The organism is Agarilytica rhodophyticola (assembly GCF_002157225.2).
Classification (GTDB): Bacteria; Pseudomonadota; Gammaproteobacteria; order Pseudomonadales; family Cellvibrionaceae; genus Agarilytica; species Agarilytica rhodophyticola.
In genome coordinates, this window is the sequence record NZ_CP020038.1 from 3,105,401 (window position 1) to 3,127,046 (window position 21,646).

Sequence of the window (21,646 nt, forward strand, 5' to 3'; positions counted from 1 at the left end):
ACTATGCAATTTGGTCTAATGTTTTTTGCAAGTAGTCAAGATTCATTATCAGGAAATATTTATGAACTAATAAAAGAGTGTGCGATATTTGGTGATCAACACGGCTTTTCAAGTTTATGGGTACCAGAGCGTCATTTTACAGAGTTTGGTGGGATTTATAACAACCCGGCTATTTTGCATGCTGCGATAGCAATGTTAACTAAAAATATTCGGCTACACAGTGGAAGCGTAGTGATGCCAATTAATGATCCCGTAAGAGTTGCCGAACAATGGTCAATGGTAGATAATTTATCAAATGGAAGAGCGGGGCTTTCAGTAGCCGCTGGTTGGCATCCCAATGATTTTATTTTTTTTCCTGAGCACTATCATTCTAAACATGATGTTATGTACGAGGGTATTGATGTCCTACAAACCCTTTGGCAAGGTGGTAGTATTAAGCGAAAAAATGGTGTTGGTGATAATACGGACGTGAAAATTTATCCAACGCCAGTAAATCAAAACCTCCCCTTATATCTTACTGTAAGCAGTTCACCTCTAGGTTTTAAAAAAGCAGGGGCTATGGGCCTTAATATATTAACCTCCGTACTAGACCAAACACTAGAAGAGTTAGCTGAGAAAGTTGTGATGTATCGCGCTGCCAGAGCGCAAAATGGATATGATCCTTCTTCGGGTGTTGTTACTTTAATGTTGCATAGTTATATAGGGGAGGATGAATTATCTACTAAGGAAGAAGCTCGTAAGCCCTATTGTACATTTATAAAAAACAATAAAGATTTAATGAAGGGCTTAGCTAATAACCGTGGTACAGGGTTCGATGTTGACGAGCTATCAGATACTGATATGGATGAGTTTGTTAACTTTCTCTACGATAGGTTTTCATCGACAAAGGGTTTAATAGGCAGCGTGGAATCATGTCGGCCATTGTTAAAGCAGGTAGAAGAGTCTGGCGTTAATGAAATAGCGTGTCTATTAGATTTCGGCCCTACAAGGGAACAAATACTAAACAATTTATTGTTCCTAAAAAAACTTATGTCATAAGGCGATTGGACACTTGAACAGCAAAACTATTTCTATCTATAAAAAACTATATAAAAACAATAAATACATACTTTTTTGGGCTTTTTTATTTGGCATATTAAGCACTCTGATTAATATATATTTGATTGATACAATTAGCGTAATTATTAATGGTACGGCGCCATTTGACATCAATGAGTTAGGTGTCTTGCTGGTGATGTGTGTTTTGTTATTTGTATTTGTTTCTGGTTCGCAAATTCTTTTTGATAAGTTGGGTAACCATATTGTTTTTCATTTAATGACTGAACTTAGTCAAAGAGTTCTCAATACGCCATTAGAACAAATTCATAAAATTGGGAAAGCCAAAATAATAGCTACGTTAATTAATGATACAGATTCTATTAGCGATGCTTTTGTCGGCCTGCCTTTCGTAGTCTTTGGTGTCTCTATTGCATTAGCAGGCTTTGTTTATCTTGGCTCACTCTCACTGCCTCTATTTCTTGCGCTGTTTGTCATCCTAGTTATTACTGTCATCATTGCCGTTAGATTGATTAACAAAACTGATCTTTACATGGAGATGGAGAGGGAAGTCGAAGATGAAGTCTACGCCGCCTTCCATGCAGTAGCTGAAGGCCAAAATGAGTTTAAGCTAAATATATACCGGCATATTGACTTTACCAAAAATGAACTGATTCCTCCTATTGATAAGTCTAGGCAGTTTGCTAATAAAGCCATTGTTTTTATTAGTTTGACGGAGGGTTTAGCTGAATCTGCTACCGTGTTTATGATGGTGTTTATTATTGCATTACACTTTATTTTTGGTATTGGCAGCTTTGAGCACCTAACTACTTTTGCTCTTGTTATTTTATTTCTACGACCACCCATATCGGGTCTATTGACGTCATTCCCTGCTCTGATTCAAGGTAAAGTTGCCGTTGAAAAAATTGCTTCTTTAAAACTTTCTGGTTCAACTAAATTACCTTCCCCGCCAAATGTTGATTTTGAACAGTGGCAATCCATTAGTATGAAAGAAGTGGAGTACTATTATCCAGATAGTGGTGGTGAGCGAGGCTTTCATATAGGCCCTATTGATCTTAATATTAACCGGGGAGAGGTCGTGTTTATTGTTGGAGGTAATGGTTCTGGCAAGTCAACACTTGCCAAATTACTAACAGGGTTGTATCAACCATCTTCAGGCTCAGTGACGTTAAATACTTCCAGTGGAGACGATATTAATATGGAAGCCTACCGTCATCATTTTTCTATAGTACTGTCAGATTTTTTCTTATTTAAACGTCTTCTTGGCGCTAATGGGGAAAAAACAACAACTGAAAAGGTAGACAATTACCTACAACTTTTTAAATTAGATAAAAAAGTAAAAGTGAATGATGATACATTAAGTACGATTGATTTGTCCCAAGGGCAGAGAAAACGTTTGGCTTTAATGGCTGCGTTTTTGGAAGATAAGCCTATTATATTGCTTGATGAATGGGCAGCTGATCAAGACCCTATTTTTCGACGCATTTTTTATCGAGAGCTACTACCTGAACTAAAGAGGAAAGGGAAAACCATTATTGCTATCACCCATGACGAACACTATTTTGATCTTGCTGACCACATTTTAAGGGTTAATAATGGTGTAGTCGAGAAGCTTAACTATTTTAAATAAAGCGAGGATAAATGGAAGAGTTACTTTTTAGATACCATGATTATTTTTACTATTTTTTTATTGGTATGGCGAGTGTCATGCTTCTTATTGAGCTTTATAGGAAAAAATTCAATTTAAGAATTGTCTTGGAGTTGTTTACAAATATCATGACATATATTCCATTTTTTATAATGGAGGGAGGATGTTTATACTTATTGTATGAGGCGCAATGGGTTTTAATTGATGTATTAAATATTTATTGGGTTTTTGAGATAAACTTCTGGAGCGTAGCTCTTTCCATTGTTGTGGCGGACTTTGTCTTTTATTGGGGACATAGGCTGTCACACGAAATACCTATTCTTTGGGCATGTCATGCTGCACATCATTCCTCCCGCAATTTTAATTTTTTAATTTATTATCGATCTAATTTTATGGAACCAATATTTAATATATTGTTGTTATTGCCATTGGTGCTCTTAGGGTTTCCTCCAATTTTATTAATATTTGGTTCAGGGATAGTGTGGGCTTATCAGCCCTGGGTTCATACCGAGCTATTTGGTAAATTAGGGTTTTTAGAAAAATTTTTAGTTACTCCATCAAATCATCGTGTTCATCACGGTTCTAATAAACACTATATGGACACAAACTATGGTGGGCTTTTATGTATATGGGATCGACTTTATGGTACATGTCAAGAAGAAAATGAAAAGCCAATTTATGGCATTCCAAGTGGCTTTGATAGCTTAAACCCTATTAAAGTAACTTTTTCCGAGTTTCCTGCACTAATTTATAAAGTTAAAGAAGCAAAAAATGTGAGAGAAGCTATGACTTGTTTATTTAAGAGAAGAGTCTTAAACAAATAAAATACTATACATTGGCACCGACTTTTTATTAAAAATCAAAACCACGTCCATAGGACGTGGAAGAGGTTCGAGGCTTTAGCCTTAAGAACCTAATCACATGGCTTCTAGAGTTGTTATTGCCAAACAACATATCTGGGAGAATACACATGAGTAGGTTTAGTAAATTATCGCATGTTATATGGCACTGTCAGTACCATATTGTCTGGGTGCCTAAGTATCGTTATCGGGTTTTAAAAGATCGGGTAGCTTTTGAGTTAAGTAAGAGCATTCGAGTTTACAGCGAGAGACTAGGGTGTGAGTTGGTCGAACTCAATGTCCAAATTGACCATGTGCACCTTTTAGTTAAGGTTCCCCCAAAAGTATCAACATCCACGCTTCTGGGGACGTTAAAAGGTAAGACAGCCTTACAACTATTTCGGTAATTCTCTTATCTCAAAGAGAAACCTTACTGAGGTAATCACTTTTGGGCGAAAGGCTATTGCATGGATACAGTCGGTGTTGATGGTGAAATGATACGTCTTTATGTGAAATATCAGGAAAAGGTTGAGCGAAATTTAGAGTTAAAATTCTAGTAAGTATTTAAATCGGATTGCGATGATAGGTGCCAGTCTTCTAAGAACGTGGATTTTTACTTCTGAAAAGAAAATCATAAATATCAACAATCCCTAGCGTCTCAGATCGTTTTTTAAAAAACGACATGTAGAAAAGTAAAATAATATTAATAGATATATCAAATGATTGAATCCAGTACTTCCGCCACCTCCTAGAGAGTTATTAAACTGAGCGGTACTACTGTTAATATTAGTAGATGCAGGTGAGGCAGGATAACTTTTCGCTAATTCAATCGCTGCTGCTACATCAACAAACCCAGAGCCACTGTCATTATCAACTCCTTCACCAATAACAATAAAATTATTTTCTCGACCCTCAATGTTTCGCAATGTCATATCGGTCGCCGTTAATTTCAACAAAGTTAGTATGTCCCGTGGTTGAAAGTTTGGATTTACCTCTAATAGTAATGCCGCCGCCGCTGCGATATGGGGAGCTGAGGCGGATGTTCCTAAAAAGTTAGGAAAACCATCATTGTCCGGATCTGTATCTGCTTGACCAAACGGAAAAAATGTAGTGTTGATATTATCGGGGCCAACAATATCAGGCTTTTGCCTATGTATTGCCTGTGTTAATCGTTGTCCATTTCGGTCATATAGAATGGGGGCTTCTCCTCCGGCAGAAGAGAAGAATTGCAATATGGGGGATACCGCGCCAAAAGCCGAGGTTTGCTGGTAATTAGCGGCTCCCACGGATATTCCCATTTGGCTATTAGTGCGACCAACAATAGTTCCACTGTTGGTGTTGTACTCCTCAACCTTACCATTGAACTCACCTTCAATAACATATTTTAATAACTCTGGAGGCTTACCTTGCGCTCTTGTAATCATAATATTAAAGCTAGACTCATTAGAGTTTTCCGGGTTAGCGAAAAAAATAAACTCATTAGGATCTTTTCCTATATTAATAATCGTACTACCGGTGATTATTTCTGTGCCTTCTTCATTGACAATAAAGACATCCATATCAGTTGAAGCTCCCGGTGCTCCACTAACAGAATAGGCGGGATTAGCCCACTGCAAGCTAAGCAACATCGTATTACCAGGTTTTAATGTAAAAGCCTGAAAGATATCAACACCAAGGCCAGGATCAAAATCATGGGCATTAATATTAAGTACAGAGTTTTTGGCTTCACGATACACGCTATGATAAGAATTTCGGCCGTTGTTCCCGGCTGCGGTAATATATGTGATACCTTGACGCGACACCTGATCTATAACTTGAGCGACCGGGCCATCCTGAAAGTAAGTTTCAATACCAGAAAATGTATCATCGACAATAATATTCACTCTAATATCGTTAGCTAGGCTTAAAATTCCATTGATAGTGTTGGCAATACCATTGATACCCGACTGGAAAACCAATTCAGCATCGGGTGCTATGTCATGTATTATTTGCATTAATGCGCGACCTTCATCCGTTGCGAATAGACAATCATTCGCTTCTTGCAATGCATAAGCACCTTGGGGTAGATCACCTGTGGCTTTATCAATATCAGCTGTTTTTGTTAAACGTTCTGGGTCGACGCTCTGTGAAAGGCAGTCGTAACTATCCGAAATAATACCGATCTTAACTCCTTTTCCTGTAAGTTCTCCTTGATATACGATATCACTAACACCTATGGCCTCAGCCCCTTGAGAAATAACGGAACCTGAATATGTCACTGAACGTTGGCGAAATATTTGGTTTAATGACTGTAAAGAAACAACATCTTTTATGGCAAAAGAGGGTAATAGACCCGAAACAATTCGCCCAGAACGGCTACCCTTAATAAGACCAAGTGATTCCATATCTATTAGCAATTGTCTGTCATTATTTATTGCAATTGCATCTATGCCGATAAAGTTAAAGTTTTTTTCATCACTCAATAGTTTCGAATTCTTGGCTGTAGAAGGGTGCGTATTCAGCATACGTTGAATACTCATTACTGAATCATTTTTTAATTGATCGATTTGGCTTTTTAAGCTATTAGAAAGCTCATTTGCGTTAAGTTGGGGTGCGTAAAAAAATACTATAATAGTGAAAAAAGTAAATAATTTCATAATCATGGCAATCCTTTTTAGGGTATACGGATTATCTCTCTCAAAACTGATAATTCGCTGCGGAAACTAGTAGTATGATAAACTGATAATGTATGATATTTAGGTAGACCAAAGCCAAGTTTACCTAAAATAAGTGTTTCCCCACGCCATTCTTTAGAAAATTCATGGACTGACATCCTTATATTTCCTCGGCTGGGATCAGCTAAAAATACTCTATCCCCAATGATTCCTCGGAGCACAGCAAAGTGTTTATAATTGTTTGGTTCTATATATACTAACACTGGGCCAGATAGCTTTTTTAAAGAGGTTAGGTGTAATCTAACGCTAGCGGTTTGGTAGCCTTTTCGACGAGCAATTTTTTCTAACTCCAAAAAAGATATGCCTTTATTTTTAATGACTTGTATTTCTGACATAGAAAACATTTCTTCAATTTCATCAAGCAATGTTTTTTCAGTAATATCTTGCTTAAAATAATAGCGTAGTAGGGTCGCTAGAGAAGCAATACCACAAGAATAATCATACTCTTGCATAACAATATGCTGTTCGTTTAAATCTTTCCATGACTTAATTTTATTTGATTGATTTATTGGGTAGCCACTGTTGCTCATCAGTGGTTGGAACGCGCATCCGGTATTTAATAACAAAAAAATAATGCATAATCTGTATTTTTTGTGTTTATTATTCATGACAGTTATAAGTTAATTATATACGAGAAGCTTATCGATGTATCATTAACATCATCGTTGAGACCAAAACCAATGCTAGATGCGATTCTATGGGTATTGTTTAATTGATAAGTCATATCAATATTAAATGAAACGGGTTCTGTGCTAGAACCTGGTATTTTTACTCCACCAACTGTAATTTCGTCGATATATGTACCAGAAAATCGTCCACTAACAGATAGAAGACTATTTATAGATAGACCCATACCAAATCCATAGTTGAATGAATCGCCATTTTTTATTCCATCTTCTTCAAAAGAATGAGCATACCCTAAGGTGAAAAATAGAACTGCAGGGTCAACAGATTTTGTTACGCTTAATCCCGTCGATACCCCCCAAAAGCCTACACCCGATGTAATCGCATTAACTTCACTACTCCCATCTTCCCCTGTTGGTGCGACCACCGTAAAAGAACTAGTGATACTAGGATGCCCTTTGTTTTCCGGTAACAATCTATAAGAAAATCCGAGAGATAGGTCACCAACCCCATGACTTTCCTGTTTAAGAGATCTATCAAACGACACAATTTCATTTCCTATATACACATAGGGTATTTCCGAAAATATCTCCATATTTTCCAATATACCAACACTAATAGATATTGGAATGGATATCATCCTATTTCGGGTGAAACGTAAATTTTGCGTACTATCGTTTTTGCTATAATCAAAACCTATGGAAATTTGGGTCTCCCTAGGTTTCAGCAATACCTCCGACTCCCGTAGAAACAACCGACTGATATCCTCTGTCGGTTCGTCATCTATTGAGTTGTTTATGTCAATTTCCTCTTTCTTACTTTGACTATGTTCAACGTTTTTACTCTGATCATATATTTGGTCGCCATATAAACATTTAGGTATGCTAAAGAAAGTGACTATACAAATAATGAGTGACTTTTCTTTTAAAAGAAAAATATATTTTGATTCCATAGGTTTTACTGAAATTATCCTTTGTTGATAAAAATCATCAAGAGCTGAGGTTTTTATGTTATACTAATCTTTATTTTTCCTGTTATTATATGTGCCATTAGTTGCTTGCGATTGTTTACTTTGTGTTCCCGATAAATTTCTCGACAATGGAATTTCACCGTATATTTTGAAATGCATAAGTGATCTCCTATTTGTTGATATGTTTTCCCTTCTATTAACTCTTTGCATATTGTTTTCTGTCTGGGTGTCATTAATTTAAGTCCCTGTTTGCTTGTTTTTATAAGATGCGCAAGTCTGGCTTTATTTATTTTTTTAACCTTAGAAAACTTTCTAAGAAAATAAAGTGCAATGAGATGATTTTCAAAATATTTTTTATTCGATTAAAAAATTGGCTTTTTCCATTTCTAGGTCGAATAATATAAATACCCATTCACTGGTTCTTGCTCGTGTCATGTAATGGCTTATTTAAACTTTAGTGTTTTTGTATTGTACTTAATGTTTTCTTTGCGGTTTCGGTTGCATATTAAAAGTAGTTCATGTGTTTTTTTATTTTTGATAGGGATAAGGCCAAAAAATTGGCCTTAAATGTTTAAGGTTAATTTTTAATGATAATTTACCGTGCTCTTTTATATGTCATAAATGGGCCTCTAACTATGACTCCAGCTATTTTGTATGTGCCAGCATAGTCGCATCTCGTGCCATTCCCAGATACCATCCTACAAAAATCTCGTGCTTTTTTCCATGCACTATCGGTGGTAGATGTACCGAAAAAAGTTTCGCCCCGTAAATTTGCTTTTTCTTCGTCTGATAAAGCTATTACGTCTACTCCTGAAATGTCTTGCAAAATGCTGGGTGCTTTAATTTCTCCGGCTTGCACGAAGTTTGTTGTTGTAAATGCAAATACTACTGTAGTTATTAGTGCATTAACTTTCATGATTTTTTCCTTTGATTATATTCATTGTAAATTAATTATATAATTTTGAGTAAAGCAAAAAAATTATAAGTAAACTATAGCAAGTCTACCACTCCCCCAAAGGGTGAAAAATTATAATGCTCAAATTTAGCTGACTAAAACTGAACATTGGGCGAGATAGTTGTGCTGCCCAAATGCCAATCTCCTGGCTAACTATAAATAAAAATAAAAATTTAATAAAATCAATTAATTATAAAATTATTTAAATCTTTGCCTATTATATAACGCAGATGGCCAACCACAATAAAGCACAAAAAATAAACGAGAATTTAGTTTGCCTAGCAAAGGTTTTAAAAGCATGTTTGACAAGCATCAAATAAATGTATACAGCTTTATTAATATGATTCACATAGGTTTCTATTAAAGCTATATCGATCAACCTAGTGTTAATAGATCGGTTCTTTAATACTAGAGAATATTTAATAAATATGATTGCTCTGTTCTTTATTCGAAGCTGACGTTTTAGTTGCTATTTTGACGCCTCTAAAAAAAAGAGTATTTTTTCTTGGTTAAATCCATCTCACTTTATGAATAACGAAAATAAATATTTTATCATAATATATGATATGCGAAGAGATAGTATGTTTATAACTGCCTTTATTTTTTGGGTTTTAGTGTCACGGTGAATGTGAAAAACACTAGTAATAACAATTGTCTTTTTTGGAATTTATAAAAATAAAAATAAAAATGAACTAATATATAGTAATATTGGTAGCTTTATTAACTGGTAGAGATAATTATTAACCATTTTTCATTAAGGCATATTTTGAAATAGGTATATATGTCTTTCTTAATAAAATGATTCTAATCATTAATTTTACCTGTTTATGGTATACATGATATTATTTCCCTTCATGGATTCCCCATTTGACTAATCATTATTGTCGTATAGTTTGAGAGTTTGAGAGTTTGAGAGTTCAAGAAATTGACTTGAAAAATAGTGAGTCATAAAGATCACTTTTGAAAATTTCTTCGACTAACATCATAAGCAGGATAAATTTTCGTGAGTACTACTACATGTAGTGTGATAGGGAATTATAATATTTTTGTAGCTGGCATCTTAAGTTAGGTTGTTAGGCTTCGATGTTTTTCATAATTGATCTGTTCAAGTAAATATGCTTTTGAGTTTTATATGCAAATTCATGTGTGAGTTCGCCACGGGATTTTGTTGAAAGGGGCGACTGTTTTTAGACTATGCTATTAATAAAAAGAATTATTTTTTTAAGATGGTCTTGGTTTTTATTGTTCTCTTTTTAGTTAGGTCGCTGTTTCATAAGGTTTAATTAAAATGTTTGTATAAATAAATTGTTTTTTGAATGCATCTATATTCATGAAAATATAAGACATTAGCTGCAATTAGTGTAAGCTCATCCACCCGGTGCCATCTTCCGTTCTTATCTTGGGTAATTCATAAAGCACAATGATGTGCCGTTGAAAATGCTTGTCTGCCACAGCTTTTAACAAATCATTTTTTTTTGTAGTAATGCTGCAGGGTACTTAAGGTGATGCCGTAGCGCGAAGCAATCTTACACATCGTTACTCGGTAGTCATCATGAACTTTCAACACGTCTAGCGTTTCATTAATAAGAAGCTCCGTTTCGAATGTTCTTTAAATAATAGTTTTTATTTAAAATTAGGTTTCGATGATTGATGTAAATCAGTTCTTTATGCGAGGTTTTTAATATCAATATAAAAGTCAAAAAATAGAAATAATAAATCAATACGAAATACTGCAATAATTTACGTAGTGTATTTGGGAGATAATAATTATTAGTCGAATCCCGTTCGAGGTTGAGAGGTATAGCAAAAAGAAAATTATCGTTAGAGATTCTAAAAAATATAAAACTGATAAAAAATTTATTGATAAGATTCCTTATCTTCAATTTTAAATCTTTGATCCTAAACTAGGATTTGAATTTCTATCGGTTATATCGTCGTGTAGACCGCACATAATCAGTTATTTTCTATTAATAAAAATATTTATACAACCAACGATAAATCGCCAAAAATACAATATCTAATTAGAATTGACCAAGCTAACTTGGGTTATATGAGCTGTGTGTTGAGCTGCATGAAACCTATAAGTCTCTGGAATTATTCTCGATCAATCATGCTGAGAAAATATATATTCGTAGAAATCTATCTGGTTTTTGTTGGTTTTTTGTGCTGTGTTTTGGAGGTTATTTTATACATAAAATAATAAATATAGTAATTATTTTTTATTTTTATTGAAAAGTGTTTTCAGTAAAAATTTAAAATGCTTTGTAAATCGATTGGTAGTGAAAAAAATATCTGACATAAAGTGTGACATAAAGAGATATAAGACTAATAAAATGCTTGTAGCTAATTTCTCTACTATGTTGTAAAGTGAATTGTCTCAAATAGCATAATGGATCTTATTTTGACTCTTCTGTTATGTATTTTTTTGCCTGGCAAGTTATTAATCACTATGCATATGTGCTAAGTAGTATTTTGATAGCTGTCTGCGTGGAAGTTAAGTTTTCTGATGTCAGTTGTTAGGGAAAGTGTTATGTGTTTGAGCCATGCTCTTTAAAATACAAAACGTAGATATATCTTAATGTTAAGGGGTGAGGGTGTGCCTCAATAAAAAGTGCTTATTAATTAAAATTAGCCAGAAGCTATTATGAGTTTTCATTAAGACGGCTTTAAATGTTTGCAGAACGATCATAATGGTTCTTTGCTTAAAAGCGATATGGTTGGGTGGGTAGTTAAAATCTTAAGTTTCGGAATTGTAGTTTGAAACAATATCGAATTTTTTAGTTTCAAATATTTTTTGTGAAAAATTTAGGGTGTTCGGCTGGTTGGAAAAAGTTGATCAGTGGCATCAAAGTACTATCAAAATACTAAAGTCACGACTTTGTTATATGCTTATCTCGAAAATAATCACTGATAAAGAATCTGGAGAAAAATGAAGACTATTTCCTTAAAGAAGGTGTATGCCGTTGGTGTGATCTCGCTCTCTTTTATACTGTCGCCTTATGATGCAATGGCACAAGAGTCGCCCTGGATACAAGGTAATCGCATTGCAGTGAGTTCGGACGGAAATCCTAATGCCGATCGCGATGATATTGGTGCTACACCTATGACACTCGCTGTACTTGCGAAAGCAAAATTGCAAAATAATTTGGTGCACTATGACTTCAATAATTGGCTTGAATACAAAAAAATAAATAAAGCCCAAAATAATATGTGGGTCGGGGCTATGGGAGGTGCAGCTCGTTGGGGTTTCGATATGAGGAATTTTTTTGATGTGTCATCTCGCCCCTACGCGGCTATTAACAACTTAAGAGACGAAATCAATAAATCCACCGCCACTAACCCACTGTACATCATTGTTGGCGGGCCGGTAGAGTTAATTTATCGCGCCATGCGTAAAGCAGAAAAGAATAGGCGAGCACATGTGAGACTTGTGACTCACAGTGGTTATAATGATTACTATAAACCACGACTCTGGCAGCATGATCTGGATGATATACTCAAGCTTCACGCCAAAATTAAAGTTTTAAGAATACCCGATCAGAATCAGGGCTTAAGAACGAAAGACGACAATAACAAGCCTAATTTTGCCCCCTGGGAGTGGTTAAATAACCATTTAGATCCTAATTTGCGTTGGGTATTTCAACGTATGAAAGCGAGTAAGGTTGCAGATGTTTCTGATACTGGTATGCTCACATGGCTAATTAAGGAGAGCGGTAGCAATAGTATAACTACTGTAACTGAGTTAAAGGATTTTTTTGGCCGGCAGTTAATAGATCCTAATGGAGGATCAGCTAATAGGATGCCAGCTATTCCGGCCGGGAAAACGCCAAAAATTAATTTACCTATCACTGAGCATGTCTTTGAGGAAGAGGATGGGCGCATTGTTATCGAAGCTGAGACCGTCCCTTTGAATGGCGCATGGAAAATTGAATCCTCTGAACCGGATTACAGCGGCACCGGTTATATTCGCTATGTGCCAGAGGAGGGGCTCAATGTGAAACATTCTAAATCACGTGGTGTGTTAATTTATAAGTTGCGCATTACCAATCCTGGTAAATATCGAATGGCACTTAGGCACTCACACTATGGCGCACCTTCTAATGATGACTGGAATTATGTTCATACATTGATGGGAATCGATGTTGCGCCTTTTGGAATTTTACGTAATACATTTCACTCAACCACTCAGGATGCGTTTGAAGAGGGGGTAGGTTTTACCTTCGATACGACTCATAATAATTATGGCGTTATTGCTAGAAACGAGGGTAAATATACTCAGCCTATGTATGAGCTTACAGCTGGTGATCATTACTTTTTTGTTTCAGGTAGTTCTGGTGGTTATCGTCTTGACAAGATCCATATCTTTAAACAAGGTGTCAGTGGTTTCAAAGATAATAACTACCCTCAAACGCGGATTGAGTATCAGTAGTAAAGGATGGAGCGACTATATGGAAATTTTTGGGCCTAATGGTGAGACTGGCAATTTTAAGAATTTATTTCTCTGTCTTTGTTACTTTTTCTACTAAGCCGAGGTAGGTTCTTTATTTAGTCTAACTTAATTTAGTTTGGACAATCTCACGCCTTAAGATGTGAGATTGTCCACATAATAATTTATTTTGCTATTATTAATGGTGTATTACTTAAGCCTTATAAGCCGAAGATTGCTTCGTGGAAAGTATATCGATTCCCTTCTGTGCCCCCTGGTTGAGTAGTTATAAGCGCTGCACCATATTCGGTGTAGGCTGGGTTCATAACTAAGTCACATTCTTCTTTGGTTAGCGTGTTTGCAAAATCTTTTGGGGTTTCTCGAATATTACTGGTAACCTTGTTGAAATTTTCGAAGGGTTCGTTGTAGCCTTGATTTTTTATACTCTTGTCGTAATCCACTGTGAGACTAAAAGCTGGGTTGCCGGTTCTACGATAGTTATTTTCGAGGTTTTCTTTTCTAGCCTCTGCTGTTTTTACTGCAACGACATTTAATTTGCAGTTCAAGCCAAACATATCGGAATCCACCGCCTTGGTATATCCATGAGATCTACAAACAGCATCGTCGGGTAAGCTGCGTTCACGTACCATACGAAATAACAACTCAACGCTTGGAACAGTTCCACATTTTTCTAACTCTTGTTGCGTAGTTTCGCCTAAATCAATATCTGGTAAAGTACGAAAATCCCAATTTTGCACAGCATAGGTCTCACCATCTTCAGAAACCAACTGGCTGGACGTTGAAAATGTATAGGCGGTAGCAAACTTAAGTGTTGTGTCGGGTCGAAATTCTAGCGTTTGTGAGTTTACCAATGTTATCTTCCCAGAAATAGTATCTCCTGTTTCTTGTTCAGAAATTTTTATACTTGCTGTCTCATCAATACTACTTGCTAAGAGATTCTTGTTAAATGTAAAAGTAAATACAGCTGTATTCCTATAAGGAAAGTGTATCGGAAAGACATTGGTTACTGTAAATACCTCTTTAGTTTCTTCTTCATTTATAGGTGTTGATGTTGATGTTGGGGTTGGCGTTGGAGTCGCTGTTGGTGTTGATGATAAAGTAGGGGAGGGGCTAGGAGTGGGAGTAGGAATAGGAGTCGATGTTGAAGGAGAAATGCCATCTGCGTTATTCGATACATTGTTTGTGTTATCTGAGCCACCACCGCAAGCGGATAAAGCAAGACAAAGACAGGAAAGTGTTGGTGCTGACTTGAAAAATTGCATGAATTTACCTACACATACTAAATTTAGATTGGATTACAAGGCCATAATAACGAAACGTTTGTAGCAATAATATGTTAAGTTTTAAATGACGTGACGAATTTATCTATTTTTAAGTAAGAATTGAAAATGTTTCTTTCTAATTCAGTAGTAATTGTTGTGCTGGTGAAAAAATCATATTTTAAAAATATAAATTAAATGAAAAACATATTGTCCGAATATGAATGAATAATAAATGTGAAATATATTTGAAATATTAGATATCCCGGTATCGTAAACCTCAAAAAACACCCATTGTTAAAGCGCTTTTATCTCAGTCTGATTGTTATTACATGAATTAATACTAATAATATTGGGCAGTAAAAATACTAAAACATTGAAATCACGTTTCTCAGTAAATATTTCACATTCAAACCAATTATCTTGTGATTTGGGAAAGTCTTTCTTTGAATAATTGGTAATTTTTTTACCAAAGCAACCTTATATTGAAGCCATAATGTGGAATTGAGATATATTCTGCTATTTACAATCACCATGTATCTTAAAAGTAGTAGAGAATGCTTGAAAAAAGAACTAAATTAAGTAAAATAAATTTGTAAAAAAATGTAAAGAAAAAATGCAAATTTAATAAACTGACTGATTGTTACTTCTAGGTATTGTTACTTCTGGGTATTATTACGTTCAGGTATTGCTACGCTAGTAATTCTCTGTTTATGTCGGATGGATTCCCTCATTTCACACATTTAGGTTCACATGCGCCATGCGCAATTGTGGTTTTTTATAGTGCCGAAGTCGCAGTAGAAGACTCTGAATCACACATAATTATTATGCTTTAAGAAATGCTGAAAATTAATTTAAGCCTAGTTGCTATTCGGTTTATCTTAAATACTTGTGATGTTAAGTAGAATTTTTAGTGCGAGCAGTGCCGCATGCTCAGTTTTATATGATGGCGATAAGTGAGGTAAAAATATTAAATTTATTTTGATTATATTTTTTCATAAAACTAGAGACTATCAGGGCTTAGGAGGGTTTGCTTTCTAGAAAAACAGATATTTAAAAAGCAATTTTTTGAAAAATTGATGCCTGATATGAACATGAGGCAAGACAGTCAGGGGAGGAAGTCAGGGAAGGAAGTCAGGGAAGAAAGTGATCAAAAGTAAACCACGGAAGGAAACTATGGAAAGGAAACCACGGCAGTAAGTGCCCAGACATTAAATATGTAAATGTATAGGTGTGGCGCACCTTTAGGAGCTTGTATAGATATTATAAAAATATTTATTGACGAAAAACTGCTTAAATAAAATTCTTAATAAAAACCAACATGCTTACTCAATAAATCGACCTCTTCTTTGAGGTGCTGTTTTTCACAGGAAATTATTTACTATTATGATACTTTTAAAATGTTTGTTAAGAACACGAGTTACGCTCTGTACGGTATTTTTGTCCCTATTTCTTAGTGGATGTGGGGGCAGCTCATCTAATAATTCGGACTCCGGGGCAGGTTCTAGTTCTGGAGGTGGCACAGTAGGTTCCGGTTCATCACCGACTCCAAGCCCATCGCCGGAGGTCACGGCGGCACCAACCCCAACTCCGACCTCGGCCCCGAGTCCAACATCCAGTCCGATGCCATCGCCCGAACCCACTGCGACCCCTAGCTTACCCACATTGCAAGCTGTCGAATTGCGTGATCCCAATCCCAGTAAATCAATAGAGTTTTCTCCATCGCTCACTATTCTTGCTAACGGTAATATTGTGTTAACCAAGCCTGAAGATAGTCCCAATGGTATCAACAAGGCCGGATCTGTACATATTTATAATTCGAACACACAAGCAATTATTGCCAGCATCGAAGGGGATAATGAGAACGACCTTTTAGGTTCGTCAGGCATTGATGTTCTGGATAACGGGAACTTTTTTATTCGCTCTCATCTTGACAATGTAGACGGTGTTCAACAAGCGGGCTCTATTCGGCTAATAGATGGTGACACTGGTGTTCAGATTGGCGATACAATTCATGGAAATAAAACCAATGATCGTTTCGGAACAGAGCTAGTTTATCAATTATCTGACAATAATGCGTTAGTGTTGATTGGCAAGGATCAGCCAGCCAGTGGCGCCACTGATACAGGCTCCATTCGTGTGTTAAATGGAGAAACAGGTGTTGAGCGTTCAGCAATTTATTACGGCGCTGCTTCTGATGATCTCTCTTTGGCAAGAGTTGTACGACTGACAAATGGTAATATTGCCATAATCGCACCGAATGCAGACAATGGTACAGTTAAAAATACTGGGGCTGTACTTTTATTTAATGCGATGGGTGAGCCTGTGGCCGAGCCGCTTTATGGCAATAATGCCGGCAGTAAGATTGGGAGTAATGGATATAAGGCATTAAGTAATGGCAATATTGTTGTGGTAAGCATTATCGATACCGTTGCAGGCCCTGCTGGGACCAGCTCGATAAGGCTGGTTAGTGGCACAACCAATACATTTATTGGTGACCCGCTTGTTGAAAATATTAATGCTATTCGTGAATCTAGAATAACCGCTTTACCCAATGATAATTACGTAGTGGCGCTTCCAAACAACGATATTAGCAGTGTGACGCATGCCGGCTCAGTAAAACTGGTTAGCGGCAAAGACAATACTGTCATTGGCTCACCTATTAGCGGCACGACGACTTCTGATCGTTTAGGTTCGAGTGGAGTCAGAGCTCTTGCTAATAGTAACTACATCATCGCTTCTAGTGAACATAATATTTCTGGTAATAGTGATGCCGGTTCAGTTATGTTGGTTAATGGCACTAACGGTGAAATTGTTGGAAAGCCTATTGAAGGTGCGAGTGAAGGCGATAGAATTGGTTTTTACACGGCAGTGTTGAGCAACGGTAATGTTATGATTGCGTCACCACATGTTGATGTTGGCGCACTGGTGGATAGTGGCCAGGTGATACTTATTAATGGTGCCTCCGGCGCAACTGTAGGAGAGGCATTAATTGGGGGCGCCAACAACTCGCAATTCGCCGATCAAGGCTTACGTGTTCTTGATAATGGCAATGTATTAGTTTCTTCATCCAAAGGAAGGTTACGTAATAATGGTGAGGTGGCCCTAATAGATGGCGCAACAAATACGTTTATAAGTAGCGTGATGGATGCAGGTCTCGCTGGGGGAAATATTGAAACTGTTGATACTTATGAATTGAGTGACAATCGTATTCTTTTTGTCACACCAAGTACTGATATTAGCGGGGGTAACGATGTAGGTGGGATCTTTAACTACAACGGCGACAATGGCACACTTGTGCATCAGCCTATTTTTGGGGAAAACCCAAACGATTTTGCCAATAGCAGTTTCGCTAAAACGCAGGATAATAGTTTTTTTGTTCTCGCCCTCCCGCAAGCTGAAAATTACGGTGTTGAAGAAGCTGGTAAATTTTTGGTATTTAGACCTTAAATAAATGCTCAGGCTTGCATCATGGCATAATTACTTGGTCATGCTGTAAGCCTTATTAGGTAGCTTAACTTATTTTGAGTAGAAAGGTTTAAGTAGAAACTCGATCACACGACTTGTCCTAGAAAAAGTTGATATCAAACAATAAACAAAACCTTATTAGAAATAATGTAATCAAGTGTTGTGCAAACATAGCATGGTTCTAATTGTAAAGTAGAAAGATGCTTATTTATTTAATACTATTTTACTACATCTTCCTCCCTGCCTAATTACACCCCATACACGAAATTTTTTATATGGCCTTTTTGGTGTTGTTCACTTTCAAAATTTAGTCACATTTAAGATGTTTATTTAAATGTCAAATTCAATATTATGCTATTTAGAATAGGCTTATTTGAATAAATGTCGATGCTTTCTGTCGAGAGAGTTATAGTGTTTTAAAAAAATATTACAGTGGTGATTTTTCGTAAGCTATCGCTTTTTTTAATAAAACAAGATGATAAAATTTATTAAATTTTAATTATTAAATGATATCGTGTTTTTTTAAATTAACTTGAATAAGAAGTGGCTGTCAATATATTAAGAGTTTGATAATCTGTTTGTGCTATAATCATTGAATGATGAGGGCTTGTAATACTGTATTGAAATTCTAATCGATTTATCGACAGTCTATAAGACTACAGTTATTCCAGTGATTTTAATGTTAACCATAGCCGAAAGCTATAGAAGTAGTTAACAGATATTATGATATGTCTAAAGTAAAACTACAGCCGTTTGCGGTTATAATGCATCTAACTTTCGTCTAATTCCTTTTTTTACTAGATAACCATATTTGTCCTCCAGTTTGAATTTCCCAGCTTTTGTCGTCAAAAATATCTTTTATTTCTGTATCGTTGTAAGGATATAGGTGACGTATTTATTATATTAATTGTCTTATATATGAGTAATAGTAAATTTTAAACAATATATAATTGAATGGTTGGTGTAATTTATCAGCTTAAATATTGCCCTTATTCTACTTTTTTGCACACAAATTTATTCAAGAGATCAATTTAAGAGCATTTAGTGTTTTTTTGATACAGACGTCAATGAGAATATCAGAATTGTAAATAATGGTTAATTTTTGTGAATTTTTAAATAAATCTCTGCCGGGTTAGTAATCTTTTGTTGTATATTTTTTGTGGCTCTCTTTATCTTTGCAGCGCTTTAATTTCTTCAAATAGATAATCATATATGTTGTTAATAAGCTATATAAGCGATAAAAATAATACCAATAGTTATTTTTTTTAATTTAATTTATTTTCTTTTGTTAAGTAAATAAGCGCCGCAAAAGTGCGCAAGCCATATTTCTTATAAATAAAACAGTTATCTGATTAATATCAATAATAGTTTCTTTTTAATGTTTATTGTGTGGTTGCGTATTAGGTGTCCATGTATTTTGCATGACAGAAAACAATATTTTATTCCCGTGTGATAGTAAGGCTGTCTAGGTTTTATATATTTTGATGCCGAATAGACGTACTGTATGCAGATGTATTGTGAAAAATTAGACTGATAATTTTCTCTTGCAATATTGAAGGAAAAACTGAGTGTGGGCTGATGTTGTGTAGTTGATTTGAATAAAATAGTGTTTGTTAATTGTTAACCATTAATTAAGTGCGCGAATGTCGTCTTGTTTTCATCATAATAGACAATTTAAAAAATTTTATAGAGACTGGTTGAGTTGTCGGCTAGTAAAATGATTGGTGCCTTGCTAAATGTTTTTTAGTTTGGTAATTAATGCTTTTGAGTTTTTTTTTGCTTTCGTAAGAGATGCTTTTTTTTAGAAAATTTAGCTTTTGATTGTTTGAAAGCATTTTATCAAAAACTTGTGAAATAACTTTATAGGTGCCTCTATATTGTTTTTTTTTGAAATTGAATAACCTTATTATAAATCAGTCCTAACGATTAAATAGGTAGTGGTATGTACATTTGTTTTTTAGTGTTTTTGGCGTTTCTAATTTTTATGGAGTATTTTTTTAAGGCAAATAATTACGATAAGATACCTTACTGGAAAACAAGGGCTATTTTTATTACAGTAATTACTATGTCAAGTGCGCAAATGTTTTCTATGTGGTGGGGACAGGTGATACCTGATTTGTCAGTACTTAATGTGTCTAATTATTTACCCGATCCAATTGCAGGGCTCATCGGTTTTATGTGGGCGACACTTGCGGTGTATTGGTGGCATAGAGCGATGCATCGATATGGCTTTTTGTGGAAAACTTTTCATCAACTACACCATAGCCCCCATCGTTTAGAGTTACTTGCAACTTTTTACACGCATCCCTTTAATGCTATCTCGGTCACTTTTTTTGGTAGTATTATGGTTCACATGATCGGCTTAAATTTTGATGCTATCGCTTGGTACGGAGTTATTTACTCGATGGTATCTGTTTTTAATCACGCCAATATTAATGCACCGAGGTGGCTTGGGTATATTATACAAACGCCAAATATGCATCGTGTACATCACCAATATAATGTTCATGAAAACAACTATAGTGAATTTCCTCTGTGGGACATGTTGTTTGGCACTTATCGTAACCCGGGCGGTAATCCTACTCGTTGTGGATTTAGCAAAGAGCGAGAGCTACGTTTCTTCTCAATGCTATTTTTAAAAGATGTGCACAAAGAATAGACTTTTTTGCGGCCTTCTATCTTATTAAAAAATATATTATACCCAGTATCGGAGTGATATTATGAAAGATAAAATCGGTAATCTTATCTCGGTTACCTTTTTTCCTGTATGGATGTTGATAACCATTCTAGGCTCCGCCTATATGATTACAATTGGAATAGCAGAAACCTATGTCGTTACTTTATTCTTTGGCGTTTCATGTTTTCTTATTTTGTTTCTTGAAAGACAATTTCCTTTTAATAAAGAATGGAATAAATCACAACAAGATGTAAAAACTGATTTAGCACATTTTGTTTTTTCAGCGGGTGTTACTGTCACTGTACTTCGCGCCATTATTTATGTCCCTTTATTCCTTATTGCTAGTTATCTTAGTACCGTATTTTCCTTTGACCTTTGGCCAAGTGAATGGCCGTTAATAGTACAGTTTACGATTGCGGTGGTAATCGTTGACTTTTTTACTTACTGGGTTCATAGGTTTATGCATGAGGTCGACTTCTTATGGCGTATACATTCTGTGCATCATTCTCCCAACCGTTTGTATTCTTTTAACTCAGTTAGGGTTCATCCTATAGAGACGAGCTTATTTTATTTTTGTCAGACTGGCACTTTAGTATTGCTAGGAGCACCTGTTGAACTATTAGCGCTATTTACTAGTTTCATTGGTGTTAGCAGTCTATTGCAGCACTGTAATGTAAATATTAACTACGGGATTCTAAATTGGCTAGTGAGCACTTCAGTCCTTCATCGCTGGCACCATTCAACTGTAGTGAAAGAAGCGCTGAATTACGGTGACAATCTTATTATTTGGGATCTTGTTTTTAAAACTTACTATCTTCCCGATACAAATGGACCTAAAAAACTAGGGCCTGACGAAGCGATCACTAATTATCCTAAAGGCTATTTAGACCAGCTCATAGTGCCATTTAGATGGACCAAATATATAGGTAAATAAGTCAGTTCAATAAGCGCCACAATGTATTGTTAGCTTCCCAATCGAAGATAGGGAA

The 21,646-nt window shown here is 35.6% G+C and carries 13 protein-coding genes and 1 pseudogene; 8 read left to right on the forward strand and 6 right to left on the reverse strand.

Annotated features, from left to right (window positions below; genetic code table 11):
• The first annotated feature begins 3 nt into the window (after positions 1 to 3).
• From BVC89_RS13260 to tnpA, 4 genes and pseudogenes are all read left to right on the forward strand, one after another.
• Positions 4 to 1,038, forward strand: a complete 1,035-nt coding sequence (locus tag BVC89_RS13260; protein WP_158657921.1) for a MupA/Atu3671 family FMN-dependent luciferase-like monooxygenase — start codon at positions 4 to 6, stop codon at positions 1,036 to 1,038.
• Positions 1,039 to 1,051: 13 nt separating this feature from the next.
• Positions 1,052 to 2,686, forward strand: coding sequence for a cyclic peptide export ABC transporter (locus BVC89_RS13265; protein WP_158657922.1), 1,635 nt, complete (start codon positions 1,052 to 1,054; stop codon positions 2,684 to 2,686).
• An 11-nt stretch (positions 2,687 to 2,697) separates the two neighbouring features.
• A complete protein-coding gene (locus BVC89_RS13270) occupies positions 2,698 to 3,528 on the forward strand; it encodes a sterol desaturase family protein (protein WP_086931647.1) in 831 nt (276 codons plus the stop codon).
• A 146-nt stretch (positions 3,529 to 3,674) separates the two neighbouring features.
• Positions 3,675 to 4,100, forward strand: a pseudogene (gene tnpA / locus BVC89_RS13275) (IS200/IS605 family transposase).
• Between the two features lie 93 nt (positions 4,101 to 4,193).
• Here the strand turns inward: tnpA and BVC89_RS13280 are convergent.
• The 5 genes from BVC89_RS13280 to BVC89_RS13300 form a co-directional block, all read right to left on the reverse strand.
• Positions 4,194 to 6,179 (reverse strand): S8 family serine peptidase, encoded by a 1,986-nt coding sequence (locus BVC89_RS13280; protein ID WP_158657923.1) that lies wholly within the window; start codon positions 6,177 to 6,179, stop codon positions 4,194 to 4,196.
• 17 nt (positions 6,180 to 6,196) lie between these two features.
• Positions 6,197 to 6,865 (reverse strand): C39 family peptidase, encoded by a 669-nt coding sequence (locus BVC89_RS13285; protein ID WP_086931649.1) that lies wholly within the window; start codon positions 6,863 to 6,865, stop codon positions 6,197 to 6,199.
• Positions 6,866 to 6,870: 5 nt separating this feature from the next.
• On the reverse strand, positions 6,871 to 7,428 hold the full coding sequence (locus tag BVC89_RS29760) for a transporter (protein WP_158657924.1): 558 nt from the start codon (positions 7,426 to 7,428) through the stop codon (positions 6,871 to 6,873).
• Positions 7,429 to 7,886: 458 nt separating this feature from the next.
• Positions 7,887 to 8,084 carry a helix-turn-helix transcriptional regulator gene (locus BVC89_RS30720; protein WP_086931651.1) on the reverse strand — a complete coding sequence of 66 codons (198 nt, stop codon included), beginning with the start codon at positions 8,082 to 8,084 and terminating at the stop codon, positions 7,887 to 7,889.
• 362 nt (positions 8,085 to 8,446) lie between these two features.
• Entirely contained in the window at positions 8,447 to 8,767 is a 321-nt protein-coding gene (locus BVC89_RS13300; RefSeq protein WP_086931652.1) for a hypothetical protein, read from the reverse strand.
• Positions 8,768 to 11,735: 2,968 nt separating this feature from the next.
• On the opposite strand from BVC89_RS13300, the gene BVC89_RS13305 reads away from it, so the two are divergent.
• A complete protein-coding gene (locus tag BVC89_RS13305) occupies positions 11,736 to 13,235 on the forward strand; it encodes a hypothetical protein (RefSeq protein WP_216825135.1) in 1,500 nt (499 codons plus the stop codon).
• A 218-nt stretch (positions 13,236 to 13,453) separates the two neighbouring features.
• On the opposite strand, the gene BVC89_RS29765 is transcribed toward BVC89_RS13305, so the two are convergent.
• Positions 13,454 to 14,515 (reverse strand): Ig-like domain-containing domain, encoded by a 1,062-nt coding sequence (locus BVC89_RS29765; protein ID WP_086931653.1) that lies wholly within the window; start codon positions 14,513 to 14,515, stop codon positions 13,454 to 13,456.
• Between the two features lie 1,383 nt (positions 14,516 to 15,898).
• Here BVC89_RS29765 and BVC89_RS13325 point away from each other — a divergent pair.
• The 3 genes from BVC89_RS13325 to BVC89_RS13335 all read left to right on the forward strand — a co-directional run bounded on the left by BVC89_RS13325 (position 15,899) and on the right by BVC89_RS13335 (position 21,591).
• Positions 15,899 to 17,962, forward strand: a complete 2,064-nt coding sequence (locus BVC89_RS13325) for an autotransporter outer membrane beta-barrel domain-containing protein (protein WP_158657925.1) — start codon at positions 15,899 to 15,901, stop codon at positions 17,960 to 17,962.
• Positions 17,963 to 20,045: 2,083 nt separating this feature from the next.
• Positions 20,046 to 20,639, forward strand: coding sequence for a sterol desaturase family protein (locus BVC89_RS13330; RefSeq protein ID WP_158657926.1), 594 nt, complete (start codon positions 20,046 to 20,048; stop codon positions 20,637 to 20,639).
• 61 nt (positions 20,640 to 20,700) lie between these two features.
• Positions 20,701 to 21,591: a sterol desaturase family protein gene (locus BVC89_RS13335; RefSeq protein WP_086931657.1), complete on the forward strand. Its 891-nt coding sequence runs from the start codon at positions 20,701 to 20,703 to the stop codon at positions 21,589 to 21,591.
• Positions 21,592 to 21,646: the final 55 nt, after the last annotated feature.

Coding starts and splice junctions, on each gene's coding strand:
- BVC89_RS13260 (WP_158657921.1), top strand. CDS start 4: ATGCAATTTGGTCTAATGTTTTTTGCAAGTAGTCAAGATTCATTATCA.
- BVC89_RS13270 (WP_086931647.1), top strand. CDS start 2,698: ATGGAAGAGTTACTTTTTAGATACCATGATTATTTTTACTATTTTTTT.
- BVC89_RS13280 (WP_158657923.1), bottom strand. CDS start 6,179: ATGAAATTATTTACTTTTTTCACTATTATAGTATTTTTTTACGCACCC.
- BVC89_RS13285 (WP_086931649.1), bottom strand. CDS start 6,865: ATGAATAATAAACACAAAAAATACAGATTATGCATTATTTTTTTGTTA.
- BVC89_RS30720 (WP_086931651.1), bottom strand. CDS start 8,084: ATGACACCCAGACAGAAAACAATATGCAAAGAGTTAATAGAAGGGAAA.
- BVC89_RS13300 (WP_086931652.1), bottom strand. CDS start 8,767: ATGAAAGTTAATGCACTAATAACTACAGTAGTATTTGCATTTACAACA.
- BVC89_RS13305 (WP_216825135.1), top strand. CDS start 11,736: ATGAAGACTATTTCCTTAAAGAAGGTGTATGCCGTTGGTGTGATCTCG.
- BVC89_RS29765 (WP_086931653.1), bottom strand. CDS start 14,515: ATGCAATTTTTCAAGTCAGCACCAACACTTTCCTGTCTTTGTCTTGCT.
- BVC89_RS13325 (WP_158657925.1), top strand. CDS start 15,899: ATGATACTTTTAAAATGTTTGTTAAGAACACGAGTTACGCTCTGTACG.
- BVC89_RS13330 (WP_158657926.1), top strand. CDS start 20,046: ATGTCAAGTGCGCAAATGTTTTCTATGTGGTGGGGACAGGTGATACCT.
- BVC89_RS13335 (WP_086931657.1), top strand. CDS start 20,701: ATGAAAGATAAAATCGGTAATCTTATCTCGGTTACCTTTTTTCCTGTA.